The organism is Mycobacteroides chelonae (assembly GCF_016767715.1).
GTDB classification, from domain to species: domain Bacteria; phylum Actinomycetota; class Actinomycetes; order Mycobacteriales; family Mycobacteriaceae; genus Mycobacterium; species Mycobacterium gwanakae.
On sequence record NZ_CP050145.1, the window covers coordinates 766,981 to 784,833 of the forward strand.

Consider the following 17,853-nt stretch of genomic DNA (forward strand, 5'->3'; position numbering starts at 1 on the left):
CATTGTTAAAGTAATTATGGAGTCAATACCAATAACGACGTTAAGGAGAACCATGACCGAGCATGCAGTGGTCATCGCAGGTGGAGGCCCAACCGGGCTGATGCTGGCCGGTGAGCTGGCTCTCGCCGGTATTGACGTTGCGGTGTTGGAACGCCGGGGCAGCCACGAAGAGGTGGGATCACGTGCGGCGGGCGTGCATTCGCGCACCATTGAGGTGTTCGATCAGCGTGGGATCGCCGAGAGATTCCTCTCTCAGGGGATGGCCGGCCAGGTCACCCATTTCTCGGGGATCTTCATGAGCATCGAGGATTTCCCCACCCGTCACCCCTACGCCCTGGGCCTGCTTCAGCACTACACGGAGAAGACCTTGGCGGCCTGGATCACTGAACTCGGCGTGCCGATCTACTACAACGCCGAGGTCGTCGGGTTTACCCAGGACGACTCCGGTGTCGATGTGGAGCTTGCCGACGGGAGTGCGCTGCGTGGGCTGTACCTGATCGGATGCGACGGCGGACGCAGCACCATCCGTAAGGCGGCGGGGATCGGGTTTCCCGGACATGATCCGTCGTGTTCGGCGATGCTGGTGGACGCCGAGATCACCGAGCAACCGCTCGAGTTCGGTCTGCTGCGCAAGCCGGGACAATCGTTCCTCGGCATCCTGCCCTTCGAAGAGGGGTGGTGCCGGTTGGTGTTCAGCACCGATCTTGACCGACTGGGTGTCGAGCCGACATTGGAAGAGGCGAAGGAAGCGCTCATCGCCATCGCCGGAACGGATTTCGGGCTGCACAGTCCACGCTGGATGTCGCGGTTCTCCGATATGACTCGCCAGGCCGACCGCTACCGCGACCGTCGCCTGTTCCTTGCCGGAGATTCCGCGCATATTCACTTCCCGTTCGGCGGACAGGGGCTGAACACCGGTGTTCAGGACGCGGTGAACCTGGGATGGAAGCTGGCGGCGGTGATCAAGGGAGAAGCCCCCGACTCGCTGTTGGACACCTACCACTGCGAGCGTCATCCGGTGGCCGAAAGGGTGCTGCACAACACCATGGCCCAAACACCGTTGTCCGACGCCGGGCCGCGGATGGATGCACTGCGTGACATCGTGGCCGACCTGCTGGCGATGGATGAGCCACGCAAGCGCATCGCCGGCATGATGAGCGGCCTGGACATCCACTACGAGCTGGGCGAGGGGCATCCGCTGCTGGGGCGCCGCATGCCGGACCTAGACGTGGTCACCCCGGATGGGCACACCCGCGTCTACCCCTACCTGCACGCCGCCCGTGCTGTGGTGTTCAACTTTGGCGAGCCACAGAGTCTGAACGTCGACGGATGGGCCGACCGGGTTCAGCTGGTTGACGCGAAATACTCAGGTGCATGGGATCTTCCGGTGCTCGGTGAGGTCTCGGCGCCGGATGCGGTGCTGGTGCGACCCGACGGGTACGTCGCCTGGGTGGGGGAGGGGTCCGATGCGGGCCTCGGCGAAGCGCTCACCCGCTGGGTGGGATCTCCCGCCCCGGCGTAGTGTGGCGCGGGTGGCCGAGACACTGGAGTTCGGAGTCTTCATCCCGCAGGGCTGGCGCCTGGATCTGGTAGGCGTCGCGCCCGATTGTCAATGGGACGTCATGCGTGATCTGGTCCGCTATGCGGAGGACGGGCCGTGGGACTCGGTGTGGGTCTACGACCACTTCCATACCGTGCCGGTACCCACCGACGAGGCGACTCATGAGGCGTGGACGCTGATGTCCGCCTTCGCGGCGGTGACCTCGCGAATCAAGCTCGGGCAGATGTGTACGGCGATGGGATACCGAAACCCGGTGTATCTGGCGAAGATCGCCGCGACAGTGGACATCATCTCGGGCGGACGCACCCAGATGGGCATCGGGGGCGGCTGGTACGAGCACGAGTGGCGCGCCTACGGCTACGGCTTTCCGGACGCCGCCGAGCGCCTCGGCCGATTGCGCGAAGGGGTGCGCATCATGCGTGACGCCTGGCGGGATGGGCGTGTCACTCTGGACGGCACCTATTACCAGGTCGACGACGCCATCGTGGCGCCCAAGCCACTGCAGCCCAAGGGCATTCCGCTATGGATCGCCGGTGGCGGCGAGAAGGTGACATTGCGGATCGCGGCACGTTATGCCCAGTACACCAACTTTGGGCAGACTCCCGAGGAATTCGAACACAAATCGAAAATTCTTGCGGCGCACTGTAAGGACATCGGCACCGACTTCGACGCGATTGTTCGAAGCGCCAACATCAACGTCGTGATCGGTGCCGACGATGCCGAGGTGGCGGACCGGCTGGCGGCCATCAAGGCGCGGCTGGTTCCGGTTGTCGGCGAGGACATCGCCGATGTCACGGTCGGCAATCTGACCGCGACCGCCGGAACTCCCGAGCAGATCGCAGAGCGTCTGGCCCAGTTCCGCAGACTGGGCCTGGGCTATGCGATATGCAATTTTCCGGAAGCGGCGTACGACCGTTCCGGGATAGATCTGTTTGTGCGCGAAATAGTCGCCGCCCGAGTGTAATTGATTTAATTAGACGCTCTGTCTATTACGGATTCATCGCCGGAGAATCTCGCTTGAACGAATGCTCTGGTGATTCGAATTAATCCGATAGTACTTTGCGCGTGAATCGTTTTACGCCTGCTATCGGACAGGGTGTTCACGCTCATGAGAGTTCTACGGTTCTTGGTTGTCGTGTCCGTCCTAGTGACCATCGGGATAACATTTCCATCTGTCTCGCAAGCAGATACGGCCATCGAAGCAGAATCGATGTCCTATACCAGCGGCGGCGGGGGAGCCTGGGCGGACGGTAGTGCGTCCGGTGGAACCCTCCTGGGCCTATACGGTCAGAATGCTATTGCCACGAACACGGTGTGGCTCCAAACTTCGTCGAGAATAGTTATTCGGGCGCGTGGGCAGCAATGTCTGGGCGCGCCGGCCATGCGCATCAGCGTCGACAATGCCGAGGTGGGCAATTTCACCGTATCGGCAAATGGCCTGACCGATTACACGGTGGATTTGTCCATCGCCGAAGGGTCGCATTCCATCACCATTACGAACAGCGCGGCGTACAGCACCTTCTTCTGCGGGCGGATGCTGGTGCTGGACAAGGTGACGGTGGTGTGGACCGCGCCCACCACCACGACGCCGACAACCACCACGGCGCCGTCCTCGGACTGCGTTGTGAATGAGTACCAGGCCAGCTACTACAACAACACCGCGTTGAGCGGTGACCCGGTGGTGCGACAGTGCGAGACATCGGTGGGTGGCTACTTCCGAAGTGCCGCACCGGTATCCGGTGTCAACACGTCGAACTGGGGTGCCCAATATGTCGGAACGATCCACTTTCCGGTCAGTGGCAACTACGTGTTCAGCGCGGACACCGGGAACATGGCGGTGCGGGTGTGGCTTGACGGACAACTGGTGATCGACAAGGGGACGGTGAGCTGGGGCCGAAATCTAGCTGCCAAGAACGTCACCGCGGGTGATCACGCGGTTCAGGTTGCCTTCTGGAAGTCGTCCGGCGATTCCTTCGAGTTCTTCTCCGTCTCGCAAATGGGGCCGGGCCCGGCCAGTACCAATGGCAACTACTTCTCGGCAGACTCCTTCTGGAACACACCGATCCCCGCCGACGCCCAGATCGACTCTCGCTCTGACGGTTGGGTGGCGATGCTGGGAAACCAGAATGGCATCTCGCTGAACAGCAGCACGTGGACGCAACCCATCTACGTCGCGCCAGCGGGCACCCCTACCCGCGCCATCCGGATCACCAACTCGAACAAGTACCTGACGGTTCCGTACCTGCCGTCCTATAGGGCGAGCCCTGACGGTGACAGCGCGCTGATCATCGTGGATCAGGCGAAGGGATGTGCCTATGAGCTGGAGATATTCAACAATTCCTCCTCGGCGGTGGCCTCCGCCTCCTATCACGCCTACACGGGCACCGGCGGACACACATCGGGGCCGGCCCATGCGGGCGGCGAGCTGTCCTGGCTGGCCGGGCTCATCAGATCGTCCGAGGTGAACGCGGGCGGCATCAACCATGCGCTGCGCTATGCGCTGCCTATCGGCTCACCACGATTCGCCTATCCGGGCACCCGTTCCGACGGCACCACGCCCGGCGGCATTCCGCAGGGGACCAGGATGCGGCTCGACCCGTCTCTGAATCTGGACCAGTTCGCCCTGACCCCGTTTCAGCGGATGGTGGCCATCGCCTTGCAGAACTACGGCGGCTACAACGCCGATACCGCCGGGGTGCTCGCCGTCGCCACCGAGAACACCATGGCCTCAGCGCCTTTCAACCTGCCACTTTCGGGGTTGCCGCAGACCCTCATCCAGCATCTGCAGTTCCTCAAACCCACTGTGGCGTCTACTGACATCCGGTTGGACGAGCAGGCCGACCAGACCTGTGCGCAACAGCAGTAGGGCCCATTGTTTACAACCCAACCGATACCGTAAGTTACGGGAATGCCTTCGCTTGACGCAGTCGATGAAGCCTTCCTGTCCAGTGCTCCCGTGCGAGCCAGTCACACCATCTCGGTACCGGTGTCCGCCGACACCGTGTGGCGTGAGCTGACCAACGACACCACGTTGCGGTGGTTGGCGCCGGGTATCAGGGTTGTGTGGGGTAGCCCGCGCGCCGGGGTCGGAGCGGTGCGCAAGATCGGGCCGGCTGTGGGGCCCAAGGTGAACGAGCACTACTTCCTCTGGGAGGAAGGACGTCGGAAGGCGTTCTACGTGACGAGCATGCCGGTGCCTGCTCCCGGCTTGCGTGCCTTCGCCGAGGACTACGTGGTGACGCCGACGGATCGCGGTGCCGACTTCACCTGGGCATGGGCCATCGACGGCACGGGGCCGATTCGTAATGCCACCCCCGCGGTGAACGCCATCGTCGGATTCTCGATGAAGCGCACTCAGCGGTACTTCGACAAGATTGCCGCCGCCGGAAGGTAAGAGTTCGCCCGTACAGTGAATCCGTGCGTGCGTTCGTTCTGCTTACGGTGTTCCTGGTGGTGGCGGCGTGCGCGCCTGCCCGGAATGAGACGGATGCGGCAGCCCAGAATCCTTGCGATGTAGGCCAATACTGGACGCGGTACTACAACAACACCGATCATGCGGGCACCGCGGTGCTCGCTCGATGCGAGCACTCGGTCGGCGGGAACTTCGCGGGATCTCCAGCACCGGGCATACAGGCCGACGGATTCTCGGCCGACGCCATCGGCTCGTTGCGATTCCCGGTGACGGGTCAGTATCGGATCGCCTCGATGAGCGGTGGTGTCGTCGCGCGTGTATGGCTGGATGGCGAGCTGATCTTCGATCATGCCGATACCCGTGACTGGGGGACCGATCTCGCCACACGCACCGTAGAGGCCGGTGTACATGCGGTCCGCGTCAGCTATGCCGGGGTCAGCGGGCCTGCGGTACAAGAGTTCTCGGTGTCTCAGGTCGCGCTTGGTCCGGCTTCGGGCAACGGCAACTACTTCGCGGCGAATTCCTTCCTGAATCAGCCCCTCCCGCCCAATCCGGCGGTCGACCCGCGTTCGCCGAATTGGGTTGCCGCGCTGATGCATCACCCGGATGTCAAGGCAATCGACGTCAACGAGGACATCTGGACCACCGCCGTCTACCACGCGCCCGCGGGCACCCCGACCCGGATCGTCGCCGTCCGCAACAGCGGGAAGTCGATCGAGATCCCCTACCTGCCGCATTATCTGCCCACCCAGGACGCCGACGCCCATATCGCGATCATCGACGACACCACCGGGTGTGAGTATGAGTTCCAGTCCTTCAAGCCGGATGCGATGTCGGCCATTGCCCAGGCCACCTACCGGGTCAACACCGGATCGGGCGGACATGTCAGTGGGCCCGCGCATTCGGGCGGCGAGCTGTCCTACCTGGCCGGGCTGATCACGCCGGAGGATGTGCAAGCGGGCGCGATTGATCACGCACTGAGATTCGCCATCCCGATCAACGCCCCCACCTACATGTACCCGGGTACCCGGTCGGACGGCACGGTCCTCGATGGGGTGCCGGAGGGGATCAGAATTCAGCTTGATCCGGCCCTGGATTTGCGAACGCTGAAACTGAGCCCCTTCCAGCAGATGGTTGCGACGGCGCTGCAGAAGTACGGCGCGTTCGACGCCGATGTCGCCAAGACCTTCTCGCTGACGGCGCGCAGCGTGATCGACGGCACCCGGTACCCGATCCGGGTCGACGATCTGCCGCGCGAGTTGATCGGGCATCTTCGTTTTCTCACGCCGTCGATCAGCTCCACGGATATCCAGCTGGACACCGCTGCGGACCAGGGCTGCCGACAGCAGCGCTAGTCTGGTAACGCTGATACCCTCCTTTCGGTGTCGCGACGGTCTGTGGCTGCTTATGAGTGCTTTCTGGCCACGAGAAAATTCGGGGCTCTGGATGGCCTGCGGGCGCTGAGCGTCCTGGCGGTGATCTGGCACCACACATCAGGGACGCCGGGCCCGAGGATCTCGCACAGCGGATTCATGGGCGTGGACTTCTTCTTCGCGATCAGTGGCTTTCTCATCACCACGCTGCTGATGCGTGAACGAGATCGCACGGCGGACATCTCGCTGCGAAACTTCTATGCGCGCAGGGCGTTACGAATCTTCCCGCTGTACTACGCGGTGCTGGCACTGTATGTCCTGCTGGTGTTCGCCACCGAACGCGATACGCCGAAAGGCGAGCAATTCTTCCGGAACCTGCCCGCGTTCCTGACCTACACCGTCAACTGGTTCGTCGACCTGTCCGCCGGTACCTCGGTGCCGTTCTACTTTTCGTGGTCGCTGTCCACCGAGGAACAGTTCTATGTGTTGTGGCCGCCCCTGTTGGCCGGCGCGCTGCTCCTGGCCAAGGGAAGAATCGGGCCCCCGCTTGCCGTGCTGTTCGTCCTGATCGCGGTATCGGTGGGCGCAGGCATGTTTCTGGACACCCGGGTGCTGCCCTGGCGCATTTTCGCGAGCCTGTCCTTGCCCATCCTGCTCGGTGCCGCCTCCGCGATCGTGGTGAACACGCGTCGCGGCTACGCGGGAGTCTCCGCGGTGCTGGGATGGTGGTGGTCGGCCCCGACCGTGTTCGCGGCGATGATCGGCGCGCTGTGGTTCGGTGCCCCGCCCTGGTCGATACAGGTCATCATGGTCACCGCGGTCACCGCCGTGACCATCCGCGAGGACACCCTCATGCACCCAGTGCTGACCTGGCGGCCGCTGGCATTCATCGGTGTCATCAGTTATGGGATCTACCTGATGCACATGTTGTGCGCCAACGTCGTTCGCCGCGTGGTGCACGAGGAGCAAGGGTTGGTGCTGTGCGCCGGGACAACGGTTCTCGTCGTCGTCGTTGCCTATGTCAGCTTCCGGTACTTCGAGACGCCTCTACTGCGCATCAAGCGCCGCTTCGAATCACCTGCGGAGCGATCCGGTGACGAACTGTCCCGGACCGCTAACCAATTGCCGGTCCGAGCAGGTCGTCGGCATCGGTGATCCGGTAGCCGTAGCCCTGTTCGGCAAGGAATCGCTGCCGGTGGGCGGCGTATTCGGCATCGAGGGTGTCGCGCGACACCACCGAATAGAAATAGGCCTGCCCGCCGTCTGCCTTCGGCCGCAGCAGCCGCCCAAGTCGCTGCGCTTCCTCTTGGCGTGAGCCGAACGTACCCGAAACCTGAACCGCTACAGCTGCTTCCGGAAGGTCGATGGAGAAGTTGGCTACCTTGGAAACCACCAGGGTGGCGATCTCCCCGCGACGGAAAGCGTCGAAGAGCGCTTCGCGTTCGGCGTTCTTGGTGGAGCCCTGGATCACCGGGGCGCCGAGCTCGGTGCCCAGCTCGTCGAGCTGATCGAGGTAGGCGCCGATCACCAGCGAGGGAACTCCCGGATGGCGGGCGAGGATCGACTTCACCACGTTGATCTTCGTGTGGGCTGTCGAGCACAGTTTGTATCGCTCGTCGGCCTCGGCCGTCGCGTAGATCATCCGTTCGTTATCGGTAAGGGTGACCCGCACCTCGATGCACTCAGCGGGGGCGATCCAGCCTTGTGCCTCAATGTCTTTCCACGGTGCGTCATAACGCTTGGGCCCGATGAGGCTGAACACGTCGCCCTCGCGGCCGTCCTCCCGGATGAGGGTGGCGGTCAGTCCGAGGCGGCGGCGCGACTGCAGGTCGGCCGTCATCCGGAACACCGGAGCGGGCAGCAGATGCACCTCGTCGTACACGATCAAGCCCCAGTCCCGGCTGTCGAACAGCTCCAGGTGGCGGTATTCGCCCTTGGTGCGCCGGGTGATCACCTGGTAGGTCGCGATGGTGACCGGCCGGATCTCCTTGCGTTCACCGGAGTATTCGCCGATCTCCTCTTCGGTCAACGAGGTCCGCGCGATCAGCTCCCGCTTCCACTGCCGACCGGCGACGGTGTTGGTCACCAGGATCAGGGTGGTCGCCTGGGCCTTGGCCATGGCGGCGGCACCCACCAGCGTCTTACCGGCACCACAGGGCAGTACCACCACGCCGGAACCGCCCGCCCAGAACGAGTCGGCTGCCATCTGCTGATAGTCCCGAAGCTCCCAACCATCCTGAGCCAGGCTGATCGGGTGCGCTTCACCGTCCACGTATCCCGCGAGATCCTCTGCCGGCCAGCCGATCTTAAGCAGCAGCTGCTTGACGCGGCCACGCTCGCTGGGGTGCACCTGCACGGTGTCGTCATCGATGCGGGCGCCGAACATGGGGGCGAGCTTCTTATGCCGCAACACCTCTTCGAGGACGGCGCGATCCAGGCTCACCAACGTCAGACCATGGGCCGGATGTTTGACGAGCTGCAGGCGCCCGTAGCGGGCCATCGTGTCGACGATGTCCACCAACAGCGGTTGCGGTACCGCGTACCGGGAGAAGGTGACCAGGGCGTCGACAACCTGCTCGGCGTCATGCCCGGCGGCGCGGGCGTTCCACAGCGCCAGCGGGGTGATGCGGTAGGTGTGCACGTGCTCGGGTGCACGCTCGAGCTCGGCGAAAGGGGCAATCGCCTGGCGTGCCGCGTCTGCCTGGTCGTGATCGACCTCCAGCAGCACGGTCTTATCGGATTGGACGATCAGCGGTCCATCGGTCATTCGGTCCAGGATAGTGATGCCCGGAGACATTGGCGGGTGCTGTATGCCCTGCTAGATTGCTGCGGTGACGACACCACAAGACCGCAGCACCCTGGCCGAGATTTGGCAGCGCCGGTTCGCGTTCTACGACCAGTACGCTGCGGCACCGACGAAGGAAGAGGCCAATGCCATCTTCCGGGCCGGGTCGTTCTGGACACGTATCCGCTTGACCAGTAATTTCCTGGCCTTTTTCTTTGGCCCGATCTACTTCTTCGTCAAGGGGATGTGGCGCAAGGGCCTCGTGCTGCTGGGGATCACCGTGAGTGTCAGCATCGCGCTGGGGGTCCTGGGAGCCTCCGACAGTGTGACGCGCGCGTTCTCCTTTGGCTTTGCTGCGCTGTTCATGGGAATCGCCAACCAGGCCTACTACCTGCATTGGGTGCGCAAGAGTGAGTCCTGGAATCCTTTCGAGGGTGTCCGCTGAGGGGTTAACCAGCCGTCGCGGTCAGGACGGTGGGGAAACCGCGGTGATGCGGTGGATCGCGAAGTCGCGGATTCGCCCGGCGGCGGTATCGAAGGCCGACAGCTGCCCACCGCGCACGCTGATCGGATTGACCACGCGCGAGGACGCCACCCCGGCCGGGTCCACGTACCCGATCAACACGCTGGTTTGAGCCTTGGCGGACTGCTGCAGCAAGGCCACCGCATGCGACGGCTCGATGCGAACGCCGTCGTGATCGCCCGCCGCCCGTAATGCCTTGACCACCGCGGCGGCCGCGGGCTCGCTGAGCACGGGTGGCGTCCAACCCATCCGGTGCGGCTGCGGTGTCACCCGCGCGCGGTGCGCCCGCAGCGCCACGATCGTTCCGGTGGCATCCTCGGCGGCGGGGGCGAAGCCCGCCGAGCGCAACCCGGCCACCAACTCGGCCAGGGGAGCCAAGGACACCGCGACCGTCGGGGCCAGCAGCCGCAGCCCCAGATCCTCGGCCACGGCCGATGCCATCACTTGCGTCAGCAGGGCCACGTCATCGCAGCGCAGGAACGAGCTGGCCACCCCGGCCCGAAGCTGCCCATGCCGTCGCGCGACATCGTCGATGAGATACGTCAGCGATTGGGGGACAGGGGTTTTGGAGCGTGAACCGAAGAAACTGTGTAGCGACGTCGCGGTCCGCCCCGAATCCAGCGCGCGGCGGATGCTTGCCTCGCTGACCCGAAAGACGCTGGCTGCCCCCGCCGATTCGAGGTCCGCCACCGCCGTCAGCTCCAGTTCCACCTCGCGCGTCAGCGGTCCGGGGGCGACGACCGTGAGATCGGCCTGCACCAGGAAGTGATCTATGGGGCTGGGCAGTGCCTTGTCCATCGCGGCCAGCGTCGCGCCCTCATCGCCGGCACTGTCCAGGAAGGTGCGCACGTGCGTCGTCAAAGCGCCGCGCCCGATCACTCCCATTGTCGTCGCCTCGAACAACAGGGCCGTTACCGGTTCCACGCCCAGCCGGCCGCCCCAACGCGGTCGGCGCCACCGCATCACCCGCGACGTTTCCTCGGCCCGCAGTCCTTGCCCGGGCTCCAGCTCGCCGAGGATCTGCAGCAGTAGCTTGCGATCATGTGGCGCTGCGGTCGAGCGCAGCGAATCAGAAAGCGCCGCAATGGGTTTGTCCTCGCTGGTGCGCTTACCTATCAGATCCGGCCGCGCCGCCAGCATCAGCCAGGCCGACATCAGCCGTAACCAGCGGGTTGCGGTGGGCAGCTCGGCGAAACGGTCGGCCTGTACGGTCGGCGCCCAATGCCAACCCTCGGCATCGGTCTCGATATCGGGGTCACCGACCGCGATCAGCTCCGCTGCCGCCAGCACCTCCAGCAGTAGTCCCATCCGGCTGTCGTCGATCCCCGTCGTCTTCGCGAGCCGTTTGACCTCACGCACCCCCAAACCGCCGCTGCGCAGCTGCGGCGCCGGGTTGACCCCGAGCTCGTCGAGCAGCAGGCCGACCTCGCGCAGGAGATCGAGGGCGGCACCGGCGGCAGCAGCGTCGGCTTCGGCCTGGGTGGCCGTCGTGATTTCCACCATGGGGGGCTGCAGCCGGTCTGGCTCCTCACCACGGAGCAGCTGTGCCACGAATCTCGGCAACAGCACCGTCTCGTCGTCGATGCGCTGCAGCAGCCCGGCGGCCAGTAGCCGCTGCACCGGGCGATCCGGTGGGGCGTCGGGCGCAGCATCCCGGGTGCGGCCGATCGGGGATCCCGCGATGAGCGCCCGCAGCAGCTCCATCCCGCGTTCATCGGTCGCTTCCAGGGCGGCACGGGCAGCGTCGTAGGAGGCCGGGGTCTGCTCGCTGATCACCTGACCAACAACCCAGGGCAGACCCAACCGCGTTTCTCCCGCCAGGTGCAGTTCGTGATCCCCCCACACCAGCGCCAGCTCGCGCAGCCGATCCAGGGTGGCGCGCACCTGCAGTTCAGTGGCGCGACCGTCGACCTGGGCGAGCACCTCCGAGAGCGGAACACCAGTGATGTCCGCACGCGCCACCAGCAGCGCGTCCAGCACCGCCAGGGTCAAAAAGTCCAGGCTGTCGGTCGCCGCGCGCACCGATTGGCGTGAGAGCGCCCGGCCCGCCAGCGCCGCCAGCGAACCCGGAGGTGGCGAGGCCAAATCGGGTCGCAACTGGACCAGCCGCACCAACTGTTCGTCTGGCAGCTGGCGCAACCAGGTAGCCAATGCCGCATCCTCACTCATCGGTCACCAGCGTAGAGGCGGGTTGGGTTCGCCGTCGGCCCCCCGGCCTGCCACAATGGCTTCGTGGCTGACAAAGAGCAATACGTCGACAACGGCTGGCCCGCACATGTGGACGGTGAGCACGCGGTCTCCGAACTCGCGGCCGACCGCACCGGAGCGCTGTCACCCTTCGGCGACATCGAGTTCCCGGTGGAGTCCGTGCCCTACGTGCACCCCGTCACCGTCATCAACAAGTAACGGTGTCCGACGGTCTTCGCGACAGCGAGGGGTCCCCACCTGACCGTCTCTCCCACATCGACGAGCACGGGTCCGCGCACATGGTCGACGTGTCGGCCAAGCAGGCCACCGCACGCGAGGCGGTCGCGGCCGGATGCTTCGTCACCACCCCGGACGTCCTGAAGTTATTGGCTGATGGCGCGCTCCCGAAGGGCGACGCCATCGCCACCGCTCGTCTGGCCGCCATCATGGCCGCCAAGCGCACCAGCGAGCTCATCCCGCTGTGCCATCAGATACCGCTCACGGGCATCGACGTCGACTTCCAGATCGACACCGCCAACGGATCCATTCAGATCACCGCCACCGCGCGCACCCAGGACCGGACCGGGGTGGAGATGGAAGCGCTGACCGCGGTGACGGTCGCCGGACTGACCCTGCACGACATGGTCAAGGCGGTCGACCCGGCATCGCGCATCGACGATGTCCGGGTACTGCGCAAAGAAGGCGGCAAGACCGGAACATGGACCCGACCCTGAGATCTGCGCGGGTTATCGTGGCCTCGACCCGGGCGGCCACCGGCCAATACCCCGACAAGACGGGGCCCGTCATCGCCGAATGGCTTGGTGCGCAAGACTTTCGTGTTGAAAGGCCGATCGTCGTGCCGGACGGCGACGCGGTAGGGGAAGCCATTCGTTCGGCGTTGGCCGATCGGGTTTCACTGGTCATCACCACCGGTGGTACCGGGCTGTCGCCCACGGACGTCACTCCCGAACAGACCGTCGCGCTGCTGGACCATCAGATACCCGGCCTGGCCGACGCGATCAGACGCTCGGGACTGCCGACCGTACCCACCAGCATCCTTTCCCGCGGCGTGTGTGGAGTCGCCGGTCGCACTTTGGTGGTCAACCTGCCCGGTTCCACCGGCGGGGTGCGCGACGGGCTTGCGGTGCTCGAGGGCGTGCTGGGCCATGCACTCGACCAGATAGCCGGGGGTGATCACGTATGAGCGCTAGCGTCACTCGAGCACTATTGACCGGGGAACGCATCTCACTGATCGAGCACGAGCAACTCGTCGATCACGAATCAGCAGGGGCTACAGTCGGATTCGTAGGGAACGTGCGTGACCACGACGCGGGTAAGACCGTGCTGCGGCTGGAGTACTCGGCGCATCCGTCGGCTCAGCAGGTGCTGACCGATGTGGTGGAACGCATCGCCGCGCAGGCCGAGGGTGTGCGCGCGGTGGCGGTGAGTCACCGCATCGGCGCACTGACAGTCGGCGAGGCAGCCTTCGTGGTGGCGGTGAGCGCCGACCATCGTCGTCAAGCATTCACCACCTGTCAGCGCCTCGTCGACGATGTGAAGGCTGCGCTGCCGGTATGGAAGCACCAGTTCTTCGCCGACGGCAGTGACGAGTGGGTGGGGTCGGCCTGAAAAATCCGGTCACCGATTGGGGTCTGGTACCTAAAAACCCAGATCAGGGCACTGATGGCTCAGTGGGTGCAGTAACTTCCTTGGTTCATGAGCACTCCAGTGCAACCGAGACACCGCAATACGGCTCCTGCACCCCAGATTTTCCCGCACCCCGGTAAACGTCCGGCGCGGCCCGACGACGATCCCTTTCATCTCCCACCTGACGGCTTCTGGGACGCTGAGCCCGGAACAGTTCTGCGTGCCCGCCCGGCAGACGTCGGGTTCCTGGGGCTGTTACGTCAGCGAGTGACGGCCTGGCAGTTGCTGTTTCGCACCACCGATCCGCATGGCGCGCCTGAAGTCTCGGTTACCACGGTGCTGGTGCCGGCGACCCATGACCCGCACTCTCCACGCCTGTTGGCGTATCAGTGTGCGATCAACTCCAGTCAGCGATCCTGCTTTCCCTCCTATTGCCTGCTACAGGGTGCACGGGGACCTTTCGCCAACCCACAGATCGAATTGCTGCTGATGGCCGCCGGGTTGCGGCAGGGGTGGATCGTGAGCGTCGCGGACCATGGTGGACAGCCCGGCCGCTATGTCGTCGCGCGTCAACCCGGCTACCACGTACTGGACGGTTTGCGTGCCACGCAACAGTTCGCCGAGCTGCGGCTTCCGTCCGATACGCCTATCGGGCTGTGGGGATATTCCGGTGGCGGGCTTGCCAGTTCATGGGCGGCGGAAATGGCACCTAGCTATGCTCCCGAGCTCAACATCGTCGCGGCGGCGTTGGGCTCACCGGCGTCGGACCCCGGCAAGATCTTGGAGCGGGCCGACGGAGGATTATTCGCCGGGCTGGGCTTCGCGGCCATTTCTGCCTTGCGCGGTAGCTATCCGGCGCTGGATTCTGTTTTGACGCAACACCTTACGCCCAAGGGCGAGAAGATCATGACGACGGTGCGGGGGCTTTCGACGGGACAGGCCGTCGGACGGTATGTGATGCGTAACCTCGACCGCTATGTAGACCTGCCCATCGCCGATCTGATGGCGCTGCCCGATGTCGCGGCCATGAGTGAAGATCTGCGTCTGGGCAAGGCGGCGCCAACCTGCCCGGTGTACATCTACACCGCAGTACGCGATCAGCTCGTGGGTATCGACGAGGTGGATCGCCAGGCCGATTTCTACGCCACGCACGGCACCGACGTCACCTACCGGCGCGACATGCTCAGCGAGCATGTGTCACTGGCCCTCCTGGGCGCACCTGCCGCCCTGCGCTGGCTGGCGCAACGCTTGGAGGGCATGGAACCAGAATCTGGGACCCGCACTGTGGGATCCATGCTCGCCTCGATACCCGCGCTATGGACCATCTCGGTGATGTCCGCGGCCGCGGCCCGCGTACTTGGGGGCCGCCAACTGTAGGCCTACGCGCGTTCTGCGATCACCGTGTACACGGGGACGTAGAGCAGCGGATCGTCGACATCTTGTTCCAGCCGGTCGAGTATTTCGGGATCTCCACGGTAGGTTCCGCGAATCGCGTTGAGAAACTCGGCCTTTGGTGCGGCCATCGTGGTCGGGTTCAGCTGCAGCACGGTCCACCCATTGGCGGTCAGCGTCTGTTCGATCTGCTCCGCCCGCAGCGCGTTCTGGAACGGTGTCGGCACGCCGTGTACTCCACCGTGTGCGAAACACCATATGTACCAGCGTGCTCCGGGGCGCGTGGCGCGGCGCAGAGCACTCGCGTACTTCGCGTTTCCCTCATTGTCGAAGCAGTGATAGACGCCGCTGTCGATCACGGTGTCGAACCTCGATTCCCAGCCGTCGAGCTCGGTCGCATCGGCAACCTGGAAGTCGATGGTGACGCCTGCCGCGGCCGCCCGGCCCTTGGCTTGTTCGATTGCCGAAGGTGCGAAGTCCAGTCCGGTGACGTTAAAGCCCTGTTGGGCAAGGTAAATAGCGTTATCGCCGAGCCCGCAGCCGATATCCAGGACCTCGCCGCGGACCGCGCCGAGTAGAGCCAGTTCTTTGATGCGAGGTTTGGCGTCCTTGGAGTCCCACGGGACGATGGGCCCGCCGTCCTTGATGCTCTCTCGGTACAGATCCTCAAATGTGTTCTGGGTGGGTGCGGTCATGACATTTAGCCTCTTTCTGCGACGATACTGAAAAACGGCATGTGGATGATGTCGTCATCCAGCTGCTGGAGACGCTCGAAGGTCTGCTGTGCTTGTTCTGCTACGCCCGGGCGCTGAGAGCGCTCGCGCATATCGGCGGGCATCCGCTCGGGATCGATGCCGGCCAGCGCGGCGCCGACGAATGCCGCTCGCGATCCGAGATAGGTTGTCCGGCCGAAGTATTGGATGTTCCAGTTGGCGTCGGACAGTACCGTCTTGATCTCTTCGGGGTCTTGCACGCCGAAGGGCATCGCGATGCCATTGACGGTGCCGTCGCCAAAGCAGGCGATGAACCAGCGGGCACCCGGCCGGGTGGCCCGGTGCAGCGCGCTCGCGTACTGCTGATGGCCTTCGTGATCGAAACAGTGATACACGGCGCTGTCGATCACGGTGTCGAACCGCCCGTCCCAGCCGTCAAGCTTTGTCGCATCGGCGACCTGCAGATCGACGGTCACACCCGCGGCGGCGGCCCGTTGTTTCGCCTGCTCGATGGCGGAGGGAGAGAAGTCCAGACCGGTGACCGACAGGCCTTGCTGAGTGAGATAGATGGAGTTCTCGCCGAGCCCGCAGCCGATATCCAAGATCTCTCCGCGCAATGCGCCGTACGCGGCGAGTTCTTTGATCCGCGGTTGTGCGTCCCTGATATCCCAGGGCACGCCCGCGGCGGGGGCGCCCTCGAACATGGGTTTGCCGTTGTAGACCGCTTCGAATGTCTCTTGACTGGGAACGTCCGGGGGAGTGGTCGGTGCCGTCATGCCCACCAAAGTACGCCTCGAAGCTGGGGCGTCAACCCTCTTGACACTGGGCCTACACTTCGCGCCGAAAGGGTTACCCCGCAACGACAATCGCCCCGGCCGTGAGGGCCGGGGCGATTATCTGGTGCAGGAGTTAGCGCTGGGCCAGGGCCAGGATTGCGTCGCTGGCCTTGACATCCTGCGTCTGCATGGCGAAGACGATGTCCTTGAGGTACGACACTCCGCGACCGTCGCCGGGCGCGACGTCCGTGGTACCGGGGGGCAGGTTGTTCGGATCGGGCAGATGCCGGACGACACCGGCGACCGCTTCGGGGCTGGTCGGCACACCGTTGGAGGCCACCGGGCCGGCATCGAACGCGGCCTTACCGGCGGCGAAGCCGATGTCCGCGGCGTCCGGGACACCCGCGGGAAGCGGGATCTCGGGAGCAGCAGCCGGGGCCGGCGCGGGCTCGGGAGCTGGGGCGGGCTCGGCGGGCGCCGGGCCGGACTGGAACTCGTACGGCAGGACCTGGTCCTCGGCGGCGGGGGCTTCGGGAGCCGGTGCCTCTTCTGGGGCGGGAGCCTCGTCGACGACAGGTGCTTCGGGTGCCGGGGCGGCGATAGCTTCGGGTGCTTCAGGAGCTTCGGGCTCGGGGGCCGGAGCGGGCTCGGCGGGCGCCGGGCCGGACTGGAAGTCGACGTCCTGGGCCTCGGGGGCAGGCGCTTCTTCGGGGGCCGGGGCCTCTTCCACGACGGGTGCCTCGGGGGCCTCGGCGACGAACTGCTCATCAGCCTCGGGCGCCGGAGCGGGCTCGGGTGCTGGGGCGGGCTCGGCAGCGGCCTGCTCCTCGTGGTGAGCGGCAGGGGTGATGTTCGCCGCGGGAGCGGTCCGGGGGGTAGCGCCGGACAGGCCACGACCGCAGACCGGCCAGGCTCCACGGCCCTGACCCGCGAGCACCTTCTCGGCGATCGCGATCTGCTGCTCCTTGGTGGCCAAGTGAGCGGACGGGGCGTACTGGCCGCCACCGCTGTTGATCCAGGTGCTGGGCGAGAACTGCAGTCCACCCTGGTACCCGTTACCGGTGTTGATGGCCCAGTTATTGCCAGATTCGCAACGCGCGACCTGGTCCCACTCGCCATCGGTGGCTGCGTTGGCCGTTGCGGCCATCATCAGACCGCCACCGACAAGGCCTGCACCTGCTACCGCGACCTTGGCCGCTTTAGCGCCCGCCTTGGTGGGCTTACTGTGCCGTCCACTCATATGTCCGTCGTATTCCTCTCTGTGACGCACCTGCGAAGTGAGCTGTCGGGTTCGAGCGAGAGGTCGCCCGGCCCGGTTTCCCGGGCTTCACCCCAAGAACCATGAAGGTTCATGCTGGAGATCAAGATCTCCGGCGGTTGGGTTCCCCGCCTCCGTCCCTTGATTTACCGACGAGGTGCCACACCCGAGGGACGGAGCTCGGTGCGCGGGTATGGACTCCGGATGACGGTACGTGTCGATCCGC

The 17,853-nt window shown here is 64.9% G+C and carries 17 protein-coding genes and 1 riboswitch; of the genes, 12 read left to right on the forward strand and 5 right to left on the reverse strand.

Annotated elements, in window-relative coordinates:
• The first annotated feature begins 52 nt into the window (after positions 1 to 52).
• The 6 genes from HBA99_RS03845 (at position 53) to HBA99_RS03870 (ending at position 7,501) form a co-directional block, all read left to right on the forward strand.
• Positions 53 to 1,522: an FAD-dependent monooxygenase gene (locus HBA99_RS03845; protein WP_070951554.1), complete on the forward strand. Its 1,470-nt coding sequence runs from the start codon at positions 53 to 55 to the stop codon at positions 1,520 to 1,522.
• 1 nt (position 1,523) lies between these two features.
• On the forward strand, positions 1,524 to 2,525 hold the full coding sequence (locus HBA99_RS03850) for an LLM class F420-dependent oxidoreductase (RefSeq protein WP_070918485.1): 1,002 nt from the start codon (positions 1,524 to 1,526) through the stop codon (positions 2,523 to 2,525).
• A 246-nt stretch (positions 2,526 to 2,771) separates the two neighbouring features.
• The gene (locus tag HBA99_RS03855) at positions 2,772 to 4,427 is read left to right on the forward strand and encodes a PA14 domain-containing protein (protein WP_165610964.1); all 1,656 of its coding nucleotides are present in this window, start codon (positions 2,772 to 2,774) and stop codon (positions 4,425 to 4,427) included.
• A gap of 42 nt (positions 4,428 to 4,469) precedes the next feature.
• A complete protein-coding gene (locus HBA99_RS03860; protein WP_030094311.1) occupies positions 4,470 to 4,955 on the forward strand; it encodes an SRPBCC family protein in 486 nt (161 codons plus the stop codon).
• 23 nt (positions 4,956 to 4,978) lie between these two features.
• On the forward strand, positions 4,979 to 6,328 hold the full coding sequence (locus tag HBA99_RS03865) for a PA14 domain-containing protein (RefSeq protein ID WP_070951553.1): 1,350 nt from the start codon (positions 4,979 to 4,981) through the stop codon (positions 6,326 to 6,328).
• A 27-nt stretch (positions 6,329 to 6,355) separates the two neighbouring features.
• Entirely contained in the window at positions 6,356 to 7,501 is a 1,146-nt protein-coding gene (locus HBA99_RS03870) for an acyltransferase family protein (RefSeq protein ID WP_081347064.1), read from the forward strand.
• On the opposite strand, the gene HBA99_RS03875 is transcribed toward HBA99_RS03870, so the two are convergent.
• Positions 7,461 to 9,113, reverse strand: coding sequence for a DNA repair helicase XPB (locus HBA99_RS03875; protein ID WP_030094314.1), 1,653 nt, complete (start codon positions 9,111 to 9,113; stop codon positions 7,461 to 7,463). The two genes, HBA99_RS03870 and HBA99_RS03875, sit on opposite strands and share 41 nt — an antisense overlap.
• A gap of 64 nt (positions 9,114 to 9,177) precedes the next feature.
• On the opposite strand from HBA99_RS03875, the gene HBA99_RS03880 reads away from it, so the two are divergent.
• Entirely contained in the window at positions 9,178 to 9,576 is a 399-nt protein-coding gene (locus HBA99_RS03880; RefSeq protein WP_030094315.1) for a DUF2628 domain-containing protein, read from the forward strand.
• Positions 9,577 to 9,597: 21 nt separating this feature from the next.
• Here HBA99_RS03880 and HBA99_RS03885 read toward each other — a convergent pair whose 3' ends face one another.
• Positions 9,598 to 11,823: a helicase-associated domain-containing protein gene (locus HBA99_RS03885; RefSeq protein ID WP_070951552.1), complete on the reverse strand. Its 2,226-nt coding sequence runs from the start codon at positions 11,821 to 11,823 to the stop codon at positions 9,598 to 9,600.
• 63 nt (positions 11,824 to 11,886) lie between these two features.
• Between HBA99_RS03885 and HBA99_RS03890 the strand changes: the two genes are divergently transcribed.
• The 5 genes from HBA99_RS03890 to HBA99_RS03910 all read left to right on the forward strand — a co-directional run bounded on the left by HBA99_RS03890 (position 11,887) and on the right by HBA99_RS03910 (position 14,865).
• Positions 11,887 to 12,060 (forward strand): hypothetical protein, encoded by a 174-nt coding sequence (locus HBA99_RS03890; RefSeq protein WP_044104154.1) that lies wholly within the window; start codon positions 11,887 to 11,889, stop codon positions 12,058 to 12,060.
• An 80-nt stretch (positions 12,061 to 12,140) separates the two neighbouring features.
• Positions 12,141 to 12,575 carry a cyclic pyranopterin monophosphate synthase MoaC gene (gene moaC / locus HBA99_RS03895; protein WP_070951551.1) on the forward strand — a complete coding sequence of 145 codons (435 nt, stop codon included), beginning with the start codon at positions 12,141 to 12,143 and terminating at the stop codon, positions 12,573 to 12,575.
• A complete protein-coding gene (locus tag HBA99_RS03900; RefSeq protein ID WP_070951550.1) occupies positions 12,560 to 13,045 on the forward strand; it encodes a MogA/MoaB family molybdenum cofactor biosynthesis protein in 486 nt (161 codons plus the stop codon). Before moaC ends, HBA99_RS03900 begins: the two co-directional genes overlap by 16 nt.
• Positions 13,042 to 13,470: a molybdenum cofactor biosynthesis protein MoaE gene (locus HBA99_RS03905; RefSeq protein WP_070951549.1), complete on the forward strand. Its 429-nt coding sequence runs from the start codon at positions 13,042 to 13,044 to the stop codon at positions 13,468 to 13,470. The genes HBA99_RS03900 and HBA99_RS03905 overlap by 4 nt, the downstream gene beginning before the upstream one ends.
• Positions 13,471 to 13,557: 87 nt before the next feature.
• Positions 13,558 to 14,865: a lipase family protein gene (locus HBA99_RS03910; protein WP_070940353.1), complete on the forward strand. Its 1,308-nt coding sequence runs from the start codon at positions 13,558 to 13,560 to the stop codon at positions 14,863 to 14,865.
• A gap of 2 nt (positions 14,866 to 14,867) precedes the next feature.
• On the opposite strand, the gene HBA99_RS03915 is transcribed toward HBA99_RS03910, so the two are convergent.
• From HBA99_RS03915 to HBA99_RS03925, 3 genes are all read right to left on the reverse strand, one after another.
• A complete protein-coding gene (locus HBA99_RS03915; RefSeq protein ID WP_070926269.1) occupies positions 14,868 to 15,575 on the reverse strand; it encodes a class I SAM-dependent methyltransferase in 708 nt (235 codons plus the stop codon).
• Positions 15,576 to 15,580: 5 nt separating this feature from the next.
• Positions 15,581 to 16,375 carry a class I SAM-dependent methyltransferase gene (locus HBA99_RS03920; protein ID WP_081347630.1) on the reverse strand — a complete coding sequence of 265 codons (795 nt, stop codon included), beginning with the start codon at positions 16,373 to 16,375 and terminating at the stop codon, positions 15,581 to 15,583.
• A gap of 127 nt (positions 16,376 to 16,502) precedes the next feature.
• A complete protein-coding gene (locus HBA99_RS03925; protein ID WP_070951547.1) occupies positions 16,503 to 17,609 on the reverse strand; it encodes a transglycosylase family protein in 1,107 nt (368 codons plus the stop codon).
• Positions 17,610 to 17,619: 10 nt separating this feature from the next.
• A riboswitch (cyclic di-AMP (ydaO/yuaA leader) is annotated at positions 17,620 to 17,792 on the reverse strand.
• Positions 17,793 to 17,853 lie beyond the last annotated feature (61 nt).